At 44.7% G+C, this 18,208-nt stretch carries 15 protein-coding genes; 7 read left to right on the top strand and 8 right to left on the bottom strand.

Annotated elements, in window-relative coordinates; translation table 11 throughout:
• Positions 1-53 precede the first annotated feature (53 nt).
• Genes rsmS through dinG form a run of 4 tightly spaced genes read right to left on the bottom strand, consistent with a single transcriptional unit; the run spans position 54 to position 3,678 of the window.
• Entirely contained in the window at positions 54-233 is a 180-nt protein-coding gene (rsmS, locus tag LNL84_RS00810; protein WP_244354313.1) for a pleiotropic regulatory protein RsmS, read from the bottom strand.
• A gap of 1 nt (position 234) precedes the next feature.
• Positions 235-780 carry a primosomal replication protein gene (locus tag LNL84_RS00805; protein ID WP_244354311.1) on the bottom strand — a complete coding sequence of 182 codons (546 nt, stop codon included), beginning with the start codon at positions 778-780 and terminating at the stop codon, positions 235-237.
• A gap of 36 nt (positions 781-816) precedes the next feature.
• Entirely contained in the window at positions 817-1,569 is a 753-nt protein-coding gene (locus tag LNL84_RS00800) for a TSUP family transporter (RefSeq protein WP_244354309.1), read from the bottom strand.
• Positions 1,570-1,605: 36 nt separating this feature from the next.
• On the bottom strand, positions 1,606-3,678 hold the full coding sequence (gene dinG / locus LNL84_RS00795) for an ATP-dependent DNA helicase DinG (RefSeq protein ID WP_244354307.1): 2,073 nt from the start codon (positions 3,676-3,678) through the stop codon (positions 1,606-1,608).
• A 538-nt stretch (positions 3,679-4,216) separates the two neighbouring features.
• On the opposite strand from dinG, the gene LNL84_RS00790 reads away from it, so the two are divergent.
• The 3 genes from LNL84_RS00790 to LNL84_RS00780 all read left to right on the top strand — a co-directional run bounded on the left by LNL84_RS00790 (position 4,217) and on the right by LNL84_RS00780 (position 8,835).
• Positions 4,217-5,179 carry a porin gene (locus LNL84_RS00790; RefSeq protein WP_244354305.1) on the top strand — a complete coding sequence of 321 codons (963 nt, stop codon included), beginning with the start codon at positions 4,217-4,219 and terminating at the stop codon, positions 5,177-5,179.
• A 182-nt stretch (positions 5,180-5,361) separates the two neighbouring features.
• Positions 5,362-6,051, top strand: a complete 690-nt coding sequence (locus LNL84_RS00785) for a YccT family protein (RefSeq protein ID WP_244354303.1) — start codon at positions 5,362-5,364, stop codon at positions 6,049-6,051.
• Positions 6,052-6,384: 333 nt separating this feature from the next.
• Positions 6,385-8,835 carry an efflux RND transporter permease subunit gene (locus LNL84_RS00780; protein ID WP_244354301.1) on the top strand — a complete coding sequence of 817 codons (2,451 nt, stop codon included), beginning with the start codon at positions 6,385-6,387 and terminating at the stop codon, positions 8,833-8,835.
• Between the two features lie 97 nt (positions 8,836-8,932).
• Here LNL84_RS00780 and LNL84_RS00775 read toward each other — a convergent pair whose 3' ends face one another.
• From LNL84_RS00775 to LNL84_RS00765, 3 genes are all read right to left on the bottom strand, one after another.
• Positions 8,933-9,787 (bottom strand): TonB-dependent receptor, encoded by an 855-nt coding sequence (locus LNL84_RS00775; RefSeq protein ID WP_244354299.1) that lies wholly within the window; start codon positions 9,785-9,787, stop codon positions 8,933-8,935.
• 160 nt (positions 9,788-9,947) lie between these two features.
• A complete protein-coding gene (locus LNL84_RS00770) occupies positions 9,948-11,285 on the bottom strand; it encodes a DUF4397 domain-containing protein (protein WP_244354297.1) in 1,338 nt (445 codons plus the stop codon).
• 134 nt (positions 11,286-11,419) lie between these two features.
• Entirely contained in the window at positions 11,420-11,869 is a 450-nt protein-coding gene (locus LNL84_RS00765) for a dCMP deaminase family protein (protein ID WP_244354295.1), read from the bottom strand.
• Between the two features lie 294 nt (positions 11,870-12,163).
• Between LNL84_RS00765 and LNL84_RS00760 the strand changes: the two genes are divergently transcribed.
• The gene (locus LNL84_RS00760) at positions 12,164-12,943 is read left to right on the top strand and encodes a tetratricopeptide repeat protein (protein WP_244354293.1); all 780 of its coding nucleotides are present in this window, start codon (positions 12,164-12,166) and stop codon (positions 12,941-12,943) included.
• 55 nt (positions 12,944-12,998) lie between these two features.
• Here the strand turns inward: LNL84_RS00760 and LNL84_RS00755 are convergent, their stop codons facing one another.
• The gene (locus LNL84_RS00755; protein WP_244354290.1) at positions 12,999-13,964 is read right to left on the bottom strand and encodes a 1-aminocyclopropane-1-carboxylate deaminase/D-cysteine desulfhydrase; all 966 of its coding nucleotides are present in this window, start codon (positions 13,962-13,964) and stop codon (positions 12,999-13,001) included.
• 263 nt (positions 13,965-14,227) lie between these two features.
• Between LNL84_RS00755 and LNL84_RS00750 the strand changes: the two genes are divergently transcribed.
• From LNL84_RS00750 to arnC, 3 genes are all read left to right on the top strand, one after another.
• Positions 14,228-15,649: an ArnT family glycosyltransferase gene (locus tag LNL84_RS00750; protein ID WP_244354288.1), complete on the top strand. Its 1,422-nt coding sequence runs from the start codon at positions 14,228-14,230 to the stop codon at positions 15,647-15,649.
• Positions 15,650-16,033: 384 nt separating this feature from the next.
• Positions 16,034-17,194, top strand: coding sequence for an aminotransferase class I/II-fold pyridoxal phosphate-dependent enzyme (locus LNL84_RS00745; protein ID WP_244354286.1), 1,161 nt, complete (start codon positions 16,034-16,036; stop codon positions 17,192-17,194).
• Positions 17,195-17,197: 3 nt separating this feature from the next.
• Positions 17,198-18,196, top strand: a complete 999-nt coding sequence (gene arnC / locus LNL84_RS00740) for an undecaprenyl-phosphate 4-deoxy-4-formamido-L-arabinose transferase (protein ID WP_244354284.1) — start codon at positions 17,198-17,200, stop codon at positions 18,194-18,196.
• Positions 18,197-18,208: the final 12 nt, after the last annotated feature.

Below are 18,208 nucleotides of genomic sequence, written 5' to 3'. Positions count from 1 at the left end.
GGCGAGCTTGTTCTTTCAGTTCACATCTATATAGATAACGATAAATAAGCAGATTAATCAGAGTTTGCTTGCAGTTTTCTTTGTAAGTCTTGCTTGACCATCTCTAAGGCACTCAGTGCAACATTTGGATCGACCTCATTCGACTCCAACAAGAAGATAAGATCCACAGCAAGTTGAACGTCTTGTGGCGCGTTTTCGAGACCTGATGCTTGGTTTTGATTGTTGTCTGACATGTTATTGGTTCTTCTCTCGATAAGTAATTTGGTTTTCTAGTTTTATAATCGCCTCTTGGCAACGTTTAAGTCTTTGCTCTGTCGCGAGTAGATGCTGTTGAGCTTCCTGTTGATCGAACGAGGAGCTCTTCTCAAGAATGTGAGTTTTTTCTAAAACCATTTCCATCAAGCGTCGCTCCCACTCTTTATGTTGAGCTAAATCTTGATAGATCTCATTAATGGGGCGCCTAAAGTGATGTTTGTGCTTTAGTTCATTTTTTCGGATAGAAATGGTAGAGAGCTCGCGTTGCAGTGCTTCAATTTGAGAGACTAGCCTTTCTGCAAGATACGCAGCTCTAAGATCGGTCAATCTATCGGCTTTGCGTTCTTTAAGGAGAGTCTCGAGTGTACTTTTAGCTTCGTTAACATAGGGGACGACTAAGCGGCTTTTTCGACTGAATAGGTGCTCGTCGAACAGGATCTGATGATGCTCACCCCTTGTGCGATCCACTTCAGCGGCGCGCAACGCTAATTGTTCTAATCGCTGTTCGACATCCGTAAAATTCATCGTCTATCCTTGTTGTTCACGCGCAATATTGCGTGATTACACTAGCCATGCGTCGTAAGCAAGTTTGATCGCGAGTACACTCACAACACTCACAAATATAGGGCGAATAAACTTACTGCCAAAGCGAATGGCAGAATGAGCGCCAATATAAGCTCCCGCCATTAGACACACACCCATGGTTAAGCCCAGAACCCAGTTAATATGTCCTAATATGGCAAAGGTGATCAAAGAGGTAAAGTTACTGGTAAAATTCATGGCTTTAGCAAGCCCAGATGCTAGCAGAATATTGAGTCGGTATAACGCCATCGAACTTACTGTCCAGAAAGCCCCAGTGCCCGGGCCTGCAACCCCATCGTAGAAGCCTAGCGTAAGCCCCTGCAAGATCTGCTTTCTTTTAAACTTAGGGCAAGATGTCGGCAACGAGTTCTGCTCTGCGTGAGAGGATTTTGGCCAAATGGTATAAATCGCAGCCGCAAGTATAACCAGAGGCAATACTTTTTCTAGCCACTGCGTAGAAATCAAATCAACAACGAGTGTACCAGTGGTCGCACCAACTAAAGTAGCAATGAAGGCACGTTTCCAACATTCAGGGCTAAAAAGTCGCTTTTTATAATAGGTAAAAGCCGCTGTCGAAGAAGCAAAAGTTGCCGCCAGTTTATTGGTACCAAGTGCGATGTGAGGAGGTAAGCCCAAAGAAAGAAGGGCTGGCACTGTTAGCATTCCTCCACCTCCGGCGACGGCATCGATAAAGCCCGCGACAAAAGCGACTAATGCTAAGACTACCAACATGGTTGGTTCAATATATTCAAACAAGCAGTGAACCTACTATTTTATCGTTCTTTTAAAAGGGGGTAGGGAATCAAGTAGTGACTGACCATACCGCTTAGTGACAATTCGACGATCCAAAATGTATAACTTTCCGGTATCTTGCTCTTTTCTTAGCAGTCGACCAGCCGATTGTATCAGTTTTTTGCTCGCTTCAGGAACTGTAATCTGCATAAACGCATTGCCGCCCCGACTTTCTATGTACTCGGCGTGCGCTTGCTCAACGGGTGACGTTGGTACAGAAAACGGTATTTTCGTTATCACAAGGTTTTCAAGTAGCTCTCCCGGTAAATCGAGCCCTTCTGAGAAGCTACCAGTACCAAAAAGAACACTGGTCTTCGCTTTTTTAGTTAGTGATTTATGTTTTTTGAGGATTTCTGAGCGCGATTTTTTCCCCTGGATCTGCAATGTCCATCCTTTTAAGGCAAACTTTCCTTTGACTGATTCCGCAACTTGGTTCATCTGCCAGTAAGAAGCAAACAACACGAGGTTACTTTTATCGGGTTCAATAATATCAAATAAAGTGCTGGCAATTTCATCGGTAAAGCTTGCAGATTGTGGCTCATTTTTCATTTTTGGGATCACTAACTCACCGTTTTGTGCGTAATCGAACGGTGATGCTAATGCCAAAAAGCGAACGCCATCTTCTTCCTTTTGACTTATTCCGGCTTGATTGCAAAAGAAAGAGAACGAGTTCAACGCACGCATTGTCGCGGATACCAAAACTGCGCCGATGCAACGAGACCAAATCTGTTGATCGAGTTGCCATCCGACTTCTAATGGCGACACGCTAATAAGGTGGTCGCTATCTCTGTCGTTACTTTTTGCTACCCAACGTGCCAGAGGAGCGCCTTTCTCCCTTTTAGGTTCGGCCATCAAACGCCAAACCTGAGCTAGGTTGTCAAAGCGCTGAATATAAAAGCTCAGCTCAGCCAAAGCAGGTTCTGCGAGTCGCGCGGCTATGTCGCCGTCCTTAAGTCGCTCTGCGATCAAATCAGCAATCTTCGCAACCGCCTGGCTACCTTTGCTCGTCAACGTTTTTAATGTCTTAGATTGCTCTTCAAGCCAATCGGGTAATTCACCCTGCTCAAAGCGGTAGGTGTCCTCTTCAAATGCCAGTGAGCCTACAGCAGTATTAACTTCACTAAAAATAGGAATTAATTGCTGTATTGAGTCTTGTAGCTCGTTTCGAAATCGTGAGACGCGCTTCTCGTCAGCCAATGCAGAAAACTTAGAAGCAGATTGATTGAGACGCTCAAGCCATGCGGCCGCGCCTTTTAATGTCGCTGATGCCGACGAGTGATCTCTGGCCACATGAGGTAAATGGTGCGCTTCATCGAAAACATAAATGGTTTTTTCCGGTTCCGGCAAAATAATACCACCCCCAAGGTCGGCGTCTGCCATCACCAAACTGTGATTAGCAATAATCACATCATTTTTGTCGAGTTCAGAGCGCGCTTTAGCAAATGGGCATTGTCGATGAGAGGGTAGGCTGTTGTTGCAGCTATGTTTGTCGCTTACAATCGTTTGCCAGATTGTGTCCTCTATCGGGTCTGGCCAAGCATCTCTATCACCATTCCACTTTCCTGCTGCGAGTGTTTTGTACAGTTCTTGCAATAAATCGATGTCTTTCTTTTTTGGCTTACTTTCGAAGATAGCCATTTGCCCACCATCCACGCCAATGGCAACGGCCAGTTTCTCAGCGCAGCAATATCTTTGCCGCCCTTTAGCGATAGCGAAAGAAAAGTTTTGGTCAGTAATACGCCTAAATAGTGGGAGATCTTTGTTCAGTAGCTGCTCTTGCAGGGCGACAGTCGCAGTAGAGATCACGACCTTGCGATTATTTTGTACTGCAACCGGTACCACAGCCATTAAATAGGCCAACGACTTTCCTATTCCGGTACCCGCTTCAGCAACGAGCAAACGAGTCGATTTGTGATATTGACCACAGAGTGTTTTGGCTATTTCTGAAACAAGGTAATTCTGCGCGCGACGAGGAACAAAGTTTTCCAGTTGTTCTTGCAGATTTTGATAGCTTTGGCGAATGGACTGTTGGATTTTGTTGGTAAGCATAATGTGACCTAAGTATCGGAATACCGATAGTATCACAGCTCCCCTCTGGGCCTCTAGGGAATTAATCGCCGCCTCTAAATGCCAATTTCGGATCTAAATCACAAAAAATAAGTGAACTTTCAAAAGGGAGTATATATTTCGAACTGTAAAAAATATAAAGCTCCACTTTGGGTGCTCTTGTAGTGTTTTATTCCGATAGATTGCCGTTTGTGGTGGTTGTATTGGTTTTTTATATATGTATTCGTTTCCATTTTTAGACATTGGTCCGGTTTTTATATTGACCAAAAAGTAGCCCTTACACACTGGAATTACCCATAAGCTGTTGATTTTTATTGTTTTAGATATATTTATTTAGATGTTTTATTTTATTTGACAGTTCGGGGGAACTTTTGCATTCTTGATTTCGAGATTTAAAGGCATCGAGTTTAAATGTTTAGCCAACAAGTTATACCGACTAAACAGTGAGTTCGAAGTCATAAAAACTAAATAAGGGAACCGAAAAGGAATTCCCATCTAAAAGAAAAGGCAGTGGATTATCATGAAAAAAACTCTAGTAGCGCTAGCTGTACTAGCAGCAGCAGGTTCAGCACAAGCTATCGAACTTTACAACCAAGACAAAGTAACTGTTAACATGACTGGCGATGTTGAAATCGCTTATGTTAAAGGTACTGAGAAAGATTCTGAATTCAAACAGGAAATCCAAGACGCAGATTTTGGTTTTGACACTCGTTACGCAGTAAGCGATGACCTACAAGTAGGCGCGTTCTGGGAATTCAAAGGTTCAGACACAAATAATGACCTAGGCGCACAAGTTGGTGACGTTTACATGGGTCTTTACTCTGCTTCTATGGGTTCTATCAAGTTCGGTAAAACAGCCACAGCACTTGACGATGCTGGTATCGGTTCTGACTACCAGTTTGGTATTTCTTCTTTCTTCCAAAAAGGTACTCCGTTCGCAGGTCATGAAGTTGCTAAGTACGAGCTAGACAAAGGCACGTTCTACGGTACAGTTGCATTCATGCAAGACAAAAATGGCTACAATGGTTTAGGTGAAGATGGTACTTTCTTCGATGCGAAACTTGGTTTCCGTGTTGCTGACTTCGACTTCACAGGTTTTGCAGGTTCAGCTGAACTTAAAGGCGCTGGCATTGATCCAGCAGTAGATGGTCTAAAAGAAACTATCTACGCAGTAGAAGCGCGTTACGCTGGTGTTGAAAACCTTAACCTAGAACTAGGCTACTACGGTGTTAAGGCTGAGCTTAATGACGCAGACGCAACAGTTGGTGCATACGGCGCAGCTGCAGACTACACGCTTAATGCTTGGAAATTTGCAACAGGTGTAAGCCAAACTAACCCTGACGAAGGCGAAAAAGTTGTTAACTGGTTCCTAAACGCGGGTTACGCTCTAGCTCCTTCTACAACAGCTTATGCTGAAGTTGGCGGCGACAATGCAGACAATTCAGAAACTGGTTTTGCTGTAGGTCTTAAAGCTGACTTCTAATCAAATTTTGATTAGTAACATATAGCTATAAAGGTCACTCTAATGAGTGGCCTTTTTGCTTTTAGATACTTATCTGGTGGTGTAAAAAAATCTCAAAAAATTTTACGTGGTGCCGTGTTTGTATGGCATGATGCTAGAAATAGATAGTTAGTTGATTATTGGTGTTTTAAGGAGTGATATCAGTGAAACAGTATGTTGTTGCAGCATTAATGAGTGCTGGTTTGGTTTTTTCAGCGAGTGCTGCGGTGCTTGTTCCGATGAAAGGTGTCTCGTTACTTTATATTAACGGCCAAGAAGCGGACTCTAAAATTAAGTCTACAGAAGTTGCCAACGGCAGGAGCCAACTTGTCATTCAAATGGATAAGAAAGTGGGTTCTGGTAGTAGCCAATCTGTCTATACATCGGCGCCGTATGTGATCACACTTAACATCACGGGCAATGAAGTCAAAATCAACCACCCCGTTGCTCGCAGTAAGTCCGAAGCGGAAGCGGTATTTCGTACAGGCAACCCAGACTGGCGTATAACGCAAGATGGTAAATCGCTTGCTTATGAACAAGAAAAACTCAAAGGTAAGGATGGCTTTTTGCCTTACGCTGGAATGGATGAGTTAGTTGCGCAGCACAATAAAACGCGTGGGCTAAGCTTTGGCGCAAGTGGCCTAGAGGTTGCCGCAGCTTCAACGGCGGCAGTAGCGACCACTGCCGTTGTTGCAAGTAGCGGCAACAAAGCAAAAGTCAAAAAGACAGAGAATAAGAAAGGCGCTGCAGGTCAATCAAATGGTACACCTGTTGAGCATCTTAAAAAGTGGTATCTCAAGGCATCAAGCGCAGAACGTAAAGAGTTCCGCAAATGGATGATTGACCAGGAGTAATCGGCTTTCGGTCGTTACCATCTCAGTCCACCGTCATTCCCGCCTCCGAGCGGGAATCCTCTAACAGGGTTCACCCAATCCATTTTGGGTAAGCAATCGTTTCGATTAGATCCCGGCTCATAGGGGATGACGAAAGGATGGGGTTTTCGCATTCCCTTCATAATGTCTGTCATTCCCGCCTCAACCCCCGACATTTGCTCTCACAAATTCGAGGATGACAAAAGGGAAGCCCCTACAACTCGCTTCTTAACCGATTTACTGACAAAAAACTGACCTAACATTATGAAACTCCGTTATCCTCTCGGGCTTACTGTTTTCTATTGATGTTGCACCGTGAACCGATTTATCTCTTTACTTCACCGCTTTCCAAAGCTGATTTTTCTTTTTGTGATGACCATTACTGCGTTTGCCGCATGGTATGGACAGACTCATTTTAAGATGAATGCGGACCTTTCTTCATTAGTGAAACAAGAAGGGCCCTGGGTCGAGCATATGGAGTCATTAGAGAAAGCGTTTCCCGATTCAAGTAATGTGACCGTCTTAGTCTCTAGCTCGGATGGGCAGCGCGCCAAAGTGGCTACCAAGATCCTCTACCAAAAGTTCTCACAGCTTACTCTGTTTAAGGATGTATTTGCGCCTTCTACTTTAGGGTGGTTTGAGCAACATCCCCTTGGCTTTATTGCGGATTCAGACTTTAAATTACTAGAGAACGCGGTAAGGGACCAATTAGCACCGGCTGTCACTGCAGCAAAAGCTCAGAGTATCGAGGTTTATCTCGGTGCACTTGCGCAAAATAAGACCCTTACTAAAAGTGCTTTAAAACCATTAGAGTCCGCTTTCTCAGGACACACGGTTAACTGGTGGCAGGATCTTGAAAACCCTATTCATGCACCAAATGCCTACGTTATTTCATTGCTCGCCAAGCCCAACGATTCGGTCAATGAGCCCAATCGCGCGATTATTGAAAGTGTCAATCAGATCATTAGAGAGGCTAATCTTCCGTCGTCAGTGAAGGTACTGGTAACAGGGCAAGCCGCATTGGATTTTGATGAAATCGCAGATGCGAACAGCAGTATCGCGATAGCGGGCAGTGCCTCACTGATTGGCTTGGTATTAATACTCGCCATCGGTATCCGATCGGTTCGCGTTATCGCAGCTTGCTATTTGACGGTTGTGGTTGGGCTAATTTGGACATTTGCCGCAGGCCTTTTAGTGATAGGGCATTTTAATACTATCTCTATCGTCTTTATGGTGATGTTTATTGGCCTTGCGGTCGATTTCGCCATTCACCTGTGTTTGCATATTCAGGAACTTCGTCTTCAAGATCGTGATAATAGGGCAAGTGTAGTCGACGCGGTACGACACTCTGTTAGGCCGCTATCGTTGTGTGCGATCTCGTCCGCTATCGGTTTTCTGAGCTTTTACCCAACGGCCTATACCGGCCTTGGTGAGTTAGGCGTGGTGTCGGCTTTGGGAATGATTTTAGGCTTAATCGCAACGTTCACCGTCATCCCTTTGTTTTTTGGGGTCGTGGGTTACCCTAGGGTGCGTCATACGCCGAACACAAGTCAGTTCCAGTGCTTTGGTTCATTAATTCTACGCCATAGAAAAGCCATCGTTGCTATTGCCTGTCTGATGGCTGGTGTAACGGGTTATGGTGCGAGTCAATTTAAATTCGATTTCTCGACTCTTGTTTTGAAAAATCCGGAATCAAGCTCAATGGCTGGTTTAAAGGCGTTGCAATCTGAAGGACTAGGTTCAAGCTATCAGCTTTATGCCATCGCTAAAACCCGAAAACAGGCAGAACAATGGAAGTCTCGTATCAGCCAATCTGATTCAGTGGAACGTGTTGTTATCGCTTCAGACTTTCTTCCAATGGATCCGTCACAGCGAAAGCGCGATTTAGCGAAACAGCTTACCGCTATTGAGGAACCACTCGTTCATGACGCGTTAAATTTACCTCGCCTGTCATGGGAGGAATTTCGTCGCAAAGCGGTGTCTGACATTGGCCTATACGCAGAAAGGCTACCCACCTCAATCGATAAAGAGCAGCTGAGTCATAATTTGTTCTCTGGTCTTCCAGCGCTTACTAAGCAGCTAACGGCAGGCCCCGATACTGAAAAGGTGACTATTGAAGCTTTGCCAGCACTGATATCTGAGCGCTATATCAGTGAAACTGGCCAGTGGTTGGTCGCAGTGGTACCAAGTGGGGATATGACCCGAGTGGACGAGCTAAACCAATTCATATCTGATGTTCACAAAGTGGCTCCAAAAGCAACGGGCAGAGCGATTGCAGAAAAAGAAGTGGGCGTGATTGTGGTCGAGGCATTTAAAGCTGCGATATTGATGTCAGTAATGGCGATTGCGCTGATTTTGATCTGGACGGTTGAAAAGAAAAGGGACGTTGTTCTAATCTTTATTCCTTTGATTTTGGCAACTCTAGTAACACTGGGCATTATGCACTGGATGAATTTGTCTCTTAACATGGCAAATATTATCGTGATCCCACTGATATTCGGGCTCGGTGTTGATAATGGCATTCATATTGTTAAACGTTTTAGGGCGGTTGGTCATTTGACCGAGTTTTTCAAAACCTCGACGCCCAAAGCATCATTAATTAGTTGTTTGACTACGCTCGCTACTTTTGGTGCATTGATCGTCGCACAACATCAGGGAATGCACTCTATCGGTGTTGTATTAACCGTGGCTTTATCAAGTATTTTGCTATTTAGCTTGGTGCTATTGCCTATTATGTTAGAAATGACCAAGAAAGCGATCCGATAGGATCGCTAACCTTTGACGTGCGTTATCAATTGAATATAAACCAGCCCAACATGACGGTCGCTTGCGGTGAAAATACCGATGTTTTCATCGCTCATGTTTAGAACCGGGCATCTAGAGTGACAAAAGCACTTTTTCTTTCGCCGAAACCAAATTCGCTAATCAGTACCCAGTTAGGAGTAAACTCATATTGTGCGCCGATAAGTGTGTTCCACTTATTAGCGAGGCTTTGTTTTACAGTGAACGTTGCCGAGTCAGGAATAGAGCCTGCAATGTCGCCTAAAGGCAGATCTTTCACATTACCTGTGAGTGTTTGTTGAATATCTTGATATTGCGCGCCAATCCACGCCCTTAATGGGATATCGCTGTTGCGTGAAAAGTCATAGCCGACCCTTGGTGAAATAACAATAGAGTCAATCTCACCCGTAATGACGGTCAATTGCGTTTTGGTGTAGCTGGCATCTACCAGCGCAAAAACGCTTTGATAACCTCCTGCTAGCACTGTGCCGACACCGTATGTGTAACCATCTAGATCAAGACGAAAGGGTTCGTCAATGGGTATTCCCGGCCCTGGTAGATTAGGAAATAATTTTACCTCTGAGATGGTAGTTTCTGAATATCCAGTCAGTTTGCCACCGATAGCGTAAAGGTTTAAAAATGGCAAAATCCAAACATCGGCTTTTAAAGTGATCACTTCGCTTTCCTGATAGCCGCCTTCGGTTTTAATACCAAGATTGTCTAGTGCGCCAAGCCCTGAGAGAGAGATAGAGTCGACATTTATGTTTTGAGAAACACGCAAGTAGCCAAGGCTCAGGCCATAGGCTTCCGGCAGTATGTATCCTCTTGCTTCAGCCTCTTCTTTAAACAAAGGAAGCTCTAAAGCACTGCATAAGTTGGAGAAGAAAAGTCCGAAAAATAGACTGGCCAAGCCACAAAGCCTGTGGTGAAGTTTCATTATTCAGTGTCATCCGTGCGTGAGAACTCTTTGCTTACAGTATAGAAGCGCGGATTCAAATTGGTGTTCTAATTTATCAAAAGAGAATTTGCTCAATAGTGAATGAAAATCCGCCGTCATTTTGACGGCGGATTGAACGGTTCAACACTTAACTAAGCATTTACTTATCGACATTGAGAGCGATAGCTGTCTCGGTAGCGAAAGCGGTAGCAACGTTACCAGCGCCTAAAGTCACATTAGATGCACTGAGCAGTACGTTCAACGTTCCAGCCTGGGCGACAGCGAAGTCGTAGGTGCCAGCATCAACATTCAGTACCGCTGAATCTTTAAAGTTAACACCAGGAAGAACGACAGTACTTTCTGAGAAGCCCTGACCAGCTGGTGTTGCGTGTATATCGACTAAGCCAGCGACAGAGTTCGCATGCACCACTTTAAGTTTGGCGTACGTTGCCACACTGCGAAGATCTTCAACAATCGGTAATGCCTCGATTGAGCTGGCTGGGCCTACAGCAAAAATAATGGTTTCTGAACCGGCAGTGAATTGTGTGCCTGGAGCGCTAATCAAAGCAGGCGTTGTTGTTCCGGTCTCGGTCACTTGCAAGTCGTATGAACCGGCAGCGACATCTGTACTTTTAATAGTTTCGTAGGCGATGTTGCTCAGGCCTGTGACTACACCACCGCTAGCAAGCACGTCCACATTTGGCGCTGTGTTGACGGCGTGCCCCACTCTCACTGTGGCTTTCTCTACAGTATTACGCAGCACAGATACGGTAGAGCCATCTGCAACAAGAAGGTTTACAGGTGACACTACACCGCCACTTACGTTCGGTACCGCCGTGACCATTAAGTCACTGCCTCCGGCAAGAGGTAGGTTTCCGCTGTCGAAAGCGACGGCTTTATCACCGCTCACGGTGATTCGCACTCGGTATTCGCCAGCTGGCACGGTGACGGGAAGATCAGCGCTGTCAATTTTAAATTCTAGCCCTGAAACTGCTGGTGATTCATTGTCTATTGAATCGGCAGTTGTTAAGTAGATATCAACAGCGGGAACGCCTGGTGCTGCGTGTAATACATCCAAACGGACCTCACTATCGCTTGGGCCCATAGACGATCTTGACAAAATAACAGGCTCGATGGATGCCACTGAGTTGACCGCAAAGACGTCGTATTGCATGTCAGGAGCGAAATTAACGCCATTGGCTGTGATGACATCGGTGGTCGCACCACCCGCGAGTAAACCGCGGACGATAAGATCATGAGAGCCTGAGCCTAAACCGAGCAACCCACTGCCTTGTTGATAATCTACTTTGTCCAGTCCACTTACTACAGCGCCATCTAGAAGGATGGAAACAAGAGGGGCATCGGCGCTGGCGTGGGTGACTCGGATTTGTGAATCGTCTATGCCAAATACGTTGGCTACATTATCGTCGGAAGAAGAGTTACAGCCGCCCAATACGAGAGCGGTGACAGTGACGCAACTTAAAGTTTTAAATTTCATTTCAGGCCTCCTTGAAGGAAAAATATTAGGTAGGCCTGAATTGTTACGCTGCGGTGTTTAGTAAGATCATATTTTTTTAATAAATCCTTTAATCTTATGAATTTAAAGGGTTTTCATTTTTTGGCTTGTTTGATTTAAATATCTTCAAGTTCATTAATCGGTAGCCAATGGACGGCGACACCAGCTTGTTCGAACATATCTTGGCTCACTTGAATCTTGTCTCCCCAGCGTGATAAAAAGTCTTCGCTTTGCGCCGGGCAGTGAACACCAGAGATTCCGGTTTGAATGATCTTTGCTGCACAGTTTGGACAAGGGAAGTGCGTAACCCAGATGTCACAACCATCGAGATCTCGTTTTGCGAACAAGATTGCGTTTTCTTCAGCGTGCAGTGTTTTTAAATACTTGGTATCGCGCTCGTCGGTTTCAGCGCTGTCTGAGATGCCGTGAGGGTAGCCATTAAATCCAACAGAAACGATGCGGTTACTTTTAGTGATCACGGCGCCAACCTGAGTTGACGGGTCTTTACTCCAAGAGCCTACAAGTTCAGCCATTTGAATGAATCGTTTTGCCCATTTTGATACCATACTATCCTCAGTTTGCGGGTTGATGCAGTCTTGTTATAGAGTGTACTGAATTTCATTATTGAAGACGAGTCTTTCCTTGGAATCGATTACATTGTTTCCAAAAGGTAAAAGAAAGACATTTTCATTTACAATATTTGATAACTGGAAATGTAAACAGGACGATATTCTTCGAATAGATCACGATTCTATGTCAGATTATCGCTAAATCTGTACTAAAACAGGTTATCTTTAATATTCTTATGGCAATATTCAACACAACGTCAATCGGCAATCGTTAAACAGGAAAAATAGGAAATGCGAAAAACACTGTTAGTTCTCACTTTAAGTAGTTTGTGTTTTAGTGCAGGAAGCTTTGCATTTGTGCAAGATTGGTCTGGCGAGCCAATGAAGTCGGTTCAACATGCCGCAAATCAAGGAGACCTTTTTGCTCAGATCGATCTTGGTGATCGTTATGCAAATGGCCTAGGGGTCAAAGAAGATGATGCCGTCGCGGTGACTTGGTACCGAAAAGCAGCAGAGCAGGGCAGCGAAACGGCGCAATATCGATTGGGGATGATGTATGACAATGGTCATGGTGTTTCGTACAACCCCAAAACCGCAGCGCAGTGGTTTGCCAAATCGTCCGAAAACGGCAGCGTCGAGGCCCAATACTATCTGGCAGGTATGTACAAGTGGGGGCGCGGAGTTCCTAAAGATTTAGGAAAAGCGGTAGAGTTCTATCGCCAGGCCGCTGAACTCAATTACGATATCGCACAAAATAGTTTGGGCGTTATGTATGCCAAAGGTCTTGGCGTAGAAAAGAACGATGCTGAAGCGGTAAAATGGTATCGGAAGGCGGCAGAAAATGGCTACGCATACGGACAGCGCAACCTAGCCTACAAGTACTCGCTAGGTGAAGGTGTTGAGCAAGATTTGATTCAAGCGTTTGCTTGGGCTTCTGTCGCGGCAAGCAATGGTTATAGCTCAGCAGAACAATTGCGTTCAGATATGACTGAAAAACTATCCAATGAAGAAATTGAACAGGCGAGAGCCTATGCGGCCCAATACCTCACACAGTATTCTTCTCATAAGTAACGGGTAATGATAGGGAGGTCGTGATCTCCCTTTTTGTGTCCGTTCTTATCTCATGCTACCAATCAAATGCGGTTGAGCCTTTCGTATGTCGGTATCGTTGCTTTGATATGCCAGAGTTTGGAAATTTTCTTTGATATCGAGCCAGCATGGTCTCGTTACCCAGTAAACCACCTTGATGAACATATAATAATGATTTGTCCGGGTTTTCCTTAAGCCAGCCTCTCAAGCAGCGCCACATTAACGGATCATAAAGTAAGTCGAATTCGACATGAGTTTGTTGGTTAAGATCATTCCAGATTTCATAATCTTCTTGATAGAGTTTGGCAAAGTGATGCTTTGATGGCATTTCCAGCACAGTCGGGTAGCTGCTGTTGGGCTCTAGTTCTTCAAATTGTTTTATAAGGTAGTCTTTACCACCCACGCAAGGGCAAGTAATGACTTCAATTCCATGGGGAGATAAGGCTCTGTGCAAATAGAGTGCTGTTGTTCCTGTACCTGAAGGCAAAGCAACGACAAACGTTTTATGTGGTTCGAAACGAGTCCAGGATAGTAACTCTTTTGCTAACGTATCAATCCCGGTTTTTGCCTCTTGAAAGCGTCCGCCTTCAGGAATGCACAAGCATTGAGGATCCGTTGAGTGATGCTCTTTTATATATTGAGATGGGTGAAGTCCGTTCGAGCCTTGTGTTTCTGACAAGGCTATAATTTCAGCCCCTAGTTCAAGCGCGGTCCGATAATTGCCCTTAGGGTTGTCATTCAACCATGTTGGCATATGGTCCACGTAGTAGGTCAGCCGCCAACCCTTGATGTTGGCTAACGCTGCCAATGACGTCAGAGTGTTGGCTTGTGCCGAGCCCCAGCCAATAAGACGAGTTACTCCTGGGTAATTATTTTGCAGTATATGCAAAAACTTACGGGCCTTATTGCCGTTGAAGTGACTGTGTAACTGATCGTCACGTTTGAGATCGAAAGAAAAACCGTCGAAATCGTGTTGGGTGACGGGGCTATTATCGAGCTTCACTATAGTTACTCAAGGTTTTGAACTAAGCTCTCATATTAACGTGTCAGAGTTTCTATCTCAATGCTACCGCGACAAAATAGGGCCGAGAAATCTTTTCAACCAAACCAATAATAACAAAAGGTTGACCCTGTGTGCCGTAATATGTGAGACTGCCGCGGCGGATTTTGACCCACGATAAACTGTTTTGATTTAGTCTTTGCGATAGCGATATTTTCCAACATTTCGCCGTGTATTGAGGCTTGCATTTTCCTTGGAGCATACAGATGATTTTTAGTAAACGAACTCTCTGGTTTTTACTTGCCGGAGCGCTACTTGTTCGTTTGGCAACACTAGGCCTATACCCACTGATGGACACCACAGAATCTCGCTATGGCGAAATGGCGCGAATGATGGTTGAAACGGGAAATTGGTTAACGCCACTATTTGACTATGAGGTGCCTTTTTGGGGTAAACCACCTCTATTTGCATGGATGAGCGCAATCAGTGTCGATATGTTCGGCCTTTCTGAATTTACTTTACGTATGCCGCACTGGGTAGCAGGAGTCGCTGTTGTTGGCTTAATGGGTTGGTTTGCTAAGAGAAATGGGGTTGATCCGTTAGTCTCTGGCATCATTCTGGCGACCACCGTTGTATTTTCTATCTCTGCTGGCGCAGTCATGACCGATATGGCTCTTACTCTTGGTTTAAGTTTAGCGTTGGTTGGATTTTATCAATGTTGGCGTGGTGATACCAATTGGGGTTATGTCGGATTTATTGGGTTAGCTATCGGTCTACTCGCAAAAGGCCCTGTGGCTGTAGTGTTGTTTGGTTTGGCAGTGTTCCCATGGATGGTGCTACAGCACGGTCTAATAGGCGCATTTGTTGAGCTTTGGAAACGCTTTCCGTTAGTGAAAGGAACATTGCTGATGTTGGCAATTGCCGTACCTTGGTATCTTTTGGCAGAGCGTGCAACACCGGGTTTTCTGGATTACTTTATTGTTGGTGAACACTATAAACGCTTTGTTGAACCGGGTTGGGAAGGCGATCTGTATGGTTCAGGTCATCATCAGCCAAAAGGACAAATTTGGTTTTTCTGGCTTTTAGCCGTTCTACCCTGGTCAATCGTGCTGCCTCTTGTGTTGCTAATTCGTCATCGTAGCGCGATTGAACTTGCGAAAAACAACTCAGGTTTATCGAGTTTCCTGATTTTCTGGTTGTTGTCACCGTTACTACTTTTCACGGCCTCTAGCAATATTTTGCCAACTTATGTTTTACCGGGCACTCCGGCGATTGGTGTGTTGCTTGCGATTCACTTAAAAAATAAAGACAGATACTGGTTTGCAATGGTTTCGCTAGTGGTACCCGTGCTCCTTATTGTCGTGGTACATTTGCTGCGAAGTGGGGCGGTTAGTGACAGTAGTGACAAAGTCATTTTCCAGGAAATCGATCATGAAATCCCGGCGCTGTATATGTATCCGCGCTCCTTTTCTGGCCAGTATTACAGTTTTGGCAAAGCAAAAGTGCTCGAAGACAATAAGCAAATTGATGGTCTTGAGAAATACTATTTAATTGCTAGCGAAGAAAAAATTGCCGCATATACATCGCAAAGGCCTGTCTATGAGTTTGTAAGACCAGATGACGTACATTGCGATATCCAAGACGTGCGAAGCTCTGGCCGAATTGTCGTTCTGTGTGAGAAAAACTAGAGCGGTTTGATAGTTCGATACTAAGCGATACCGATTAAGTACAGAATCTGGATAGAGATATTTTTTATAACCAAATACGATACAAAGGTATGGAAATCTTTGCAGAAAATTGACGATGCCAGTTTTCAGACCAGTAAGTAGGCACTTACTGGTCTTTCTATTATTTTAGCCAATAAATTTTGCTTAATGTGTATGAATTATTAACGCACGCTGTAGTGTATTTGTTACAGAAGGCAGTTATTCAGAGCAAAAATTGGTAACATATTGAACCTGCGTATATATTTGAGTTTAGAAGTCGCTTAGGGGTTTTAATTACCTGAGCAGACGAGTAAACTTTGGTTTCTTTCGCGTCCTTGGCGCGCGTTTTGTTTGTGAGAAGAGAATATGACTCAACCTTTTCTACCTTTATGTCGTCCTGCCGTCGACGATAAAGATATTCAGTCTGTGGTAGAGGTTTTAAAATCTGGGTGGATAACCACTGGTCCTAAGAATGCACAACTTGAGCAGCAAATTACGGATTACACTAAAAGTGATCATGCGGTTGCTCTAAGTAGTGCAACTGCAGGAATGCACCTAGTGTTACTGGCTCTAGGCATTGGTCCGGGTGATGAGGTGATTACTCCATCGTTAACTTGGGTTTCCACCATTAATATGATTACTCTGGTCGGCGCAAAGCCAGTTTTTGTTGATGTTGATCCAGAAACGCTTATGACAAACGCAGAGCTTATCGAGCCATTGATCACAGACAAAACCAAACTGATAATTCCGGTTCATTATGCTGGCGGATCGCTCGATCTCGATCCTATTTATGCCCTTGGCGAGCGTTATAACATCACGATTGTAGAAGACGCGGCGCACGCATTAGGCACGCAATACAAAGGTCAACCTATTGGTCAACGTGGGACATGTTTGTTTTCGCTTCACGCCATTAAAAATGTGACTACCGCAGAAGGTGGTATTTTAACTACGCACAATGCTGAGTTGGCCGAAAAAGTAAGACGATTGAAATTCCACGGTCTGGGCGTGGATGCCTTTGATCGCGAAACACAGGGGCGCTCACCACAAGCCGAGGTAATCGAGCCTGGTTTTAAATACAATATGCCAGATATATGCGCGGTCTTAGCGCTTGGCCAGTTAGAGCGTATTGAGTCGATTACAGCGAAACGCACAGCGCTTGCAATGGCGTATCGCAATAGCCTTAGTCAAATCGCTGGTATCCGACCATTAGGCATTGCCGAGCACGATCACAAGCACTGCTGGCACTTGCTCATTATCCGCGTTGATGAGAACGTTTGTGGAAAAAATCGTGACGACTTGATCGCCGAGCTAAAAGAGAAGGGTATTGGTGCAGGCATTCACTTTAAAGCTTGCCATACGCAGAAATATTATAGAGATAATTACGCTGAAAAATTTGGCGCGATTAATCCAAACTTAGAAAATACAGAACGTAACAGTAGTCAAATTTGTTCGCTGCCTCTTTTTCCAGATATGACAATGGAAGATGTAGAGCGCGTCGTGAACGCCGTTTCAGAGATAATTGGGTAACCCATGAGACACAATGAGAAAATCAACTTTGTATCGATCGTTATACCTGTCTATAACGAAGAAAATTGTTTGCAAGAGCTTATCGAGCGTACAAGTGCTGCAGCCGATAAGTTAAACAAAGATTACGAATTGATCTTGGTTGATGACGGAAGCCGAGACAGCAGTGCAGAGCTTATCGAAAAAGCTGCGGCAAAAGAAGGTAGCCATGTGGTTGGTGTTATTCTTAACCGTAACTATGGCCAACACAACGCGATTATGGCGGGCTTTGAGCTCGTTAGAGGCGATCTGATTATCACTCTGGATGCGGATTTACAGAATCCACCGGAAGAGATCCCTAATTTGGTTGCCAAAGCGGAAGAAGGCTTTGATTCGGTAGGTACGGTACGAGAAAACCGACAAGACAGTGCATTGCGCCGTTATCCGTCTAAGCTTATCAACAAGCTAGTAAAACGTTCAACAGGTGTAGAAATGAACGACTATGGCTGTATGCTTCGTGCTTACCGTCGTCATGTTGTTGATGCCATGCTTGAGTGTCACGAGCGCAGTACGTTTATCCCTGTATTGGCAAACGGCTTTTCACGTCACACCACAGAGATTAACGTCCATCATGATGAGCGTGCAGACGGCGAGTCTAAGTACAGCTTCATGAAGTTGATCAGTTTGATGTTTGATTTGATCACCAGTATGACTACAGCGCCGCTGCGTATGTTAAGTATTGTTGGTGGTTTGATTGCCACAGCGGGTATTGCGTTTGGCGGTATCTTAATGCTGATGCGCATTATGTTTGGATCTGAATGGGCTGGAGACGGCCTGTTTACTTTGTTTGCTATTTTATTTGTATTTGTTGGTGCACAGTTTGTTGGCCTTGGACTCTTAGGTGAGTACATTGGCCGCATCTACTCAGATGTTAGAGCTCGTCCACGCTATTACGTGCAAGACGTATTAGTCGGTGAGGCGACGAAAAGTGCACGTGAATCAGACGAATCAAAAAATCAGAAATAAGATTTATATTTA

The sequence above is a fragment of the Vibrio gelatinilyticus genome, from assembly GCF_022836845.1.
In the GTDB taxonomy this organism is placed as follows: Bacteria; Pseudomonadota; Gammaproteobacteria; order Enterobacterales; family Vibrionaceae; genus Vibrio; species Vibrio gelatinilyticus.
This window is presented reverse-complemented; position numbering and strand designations above follow the sequence as displayed.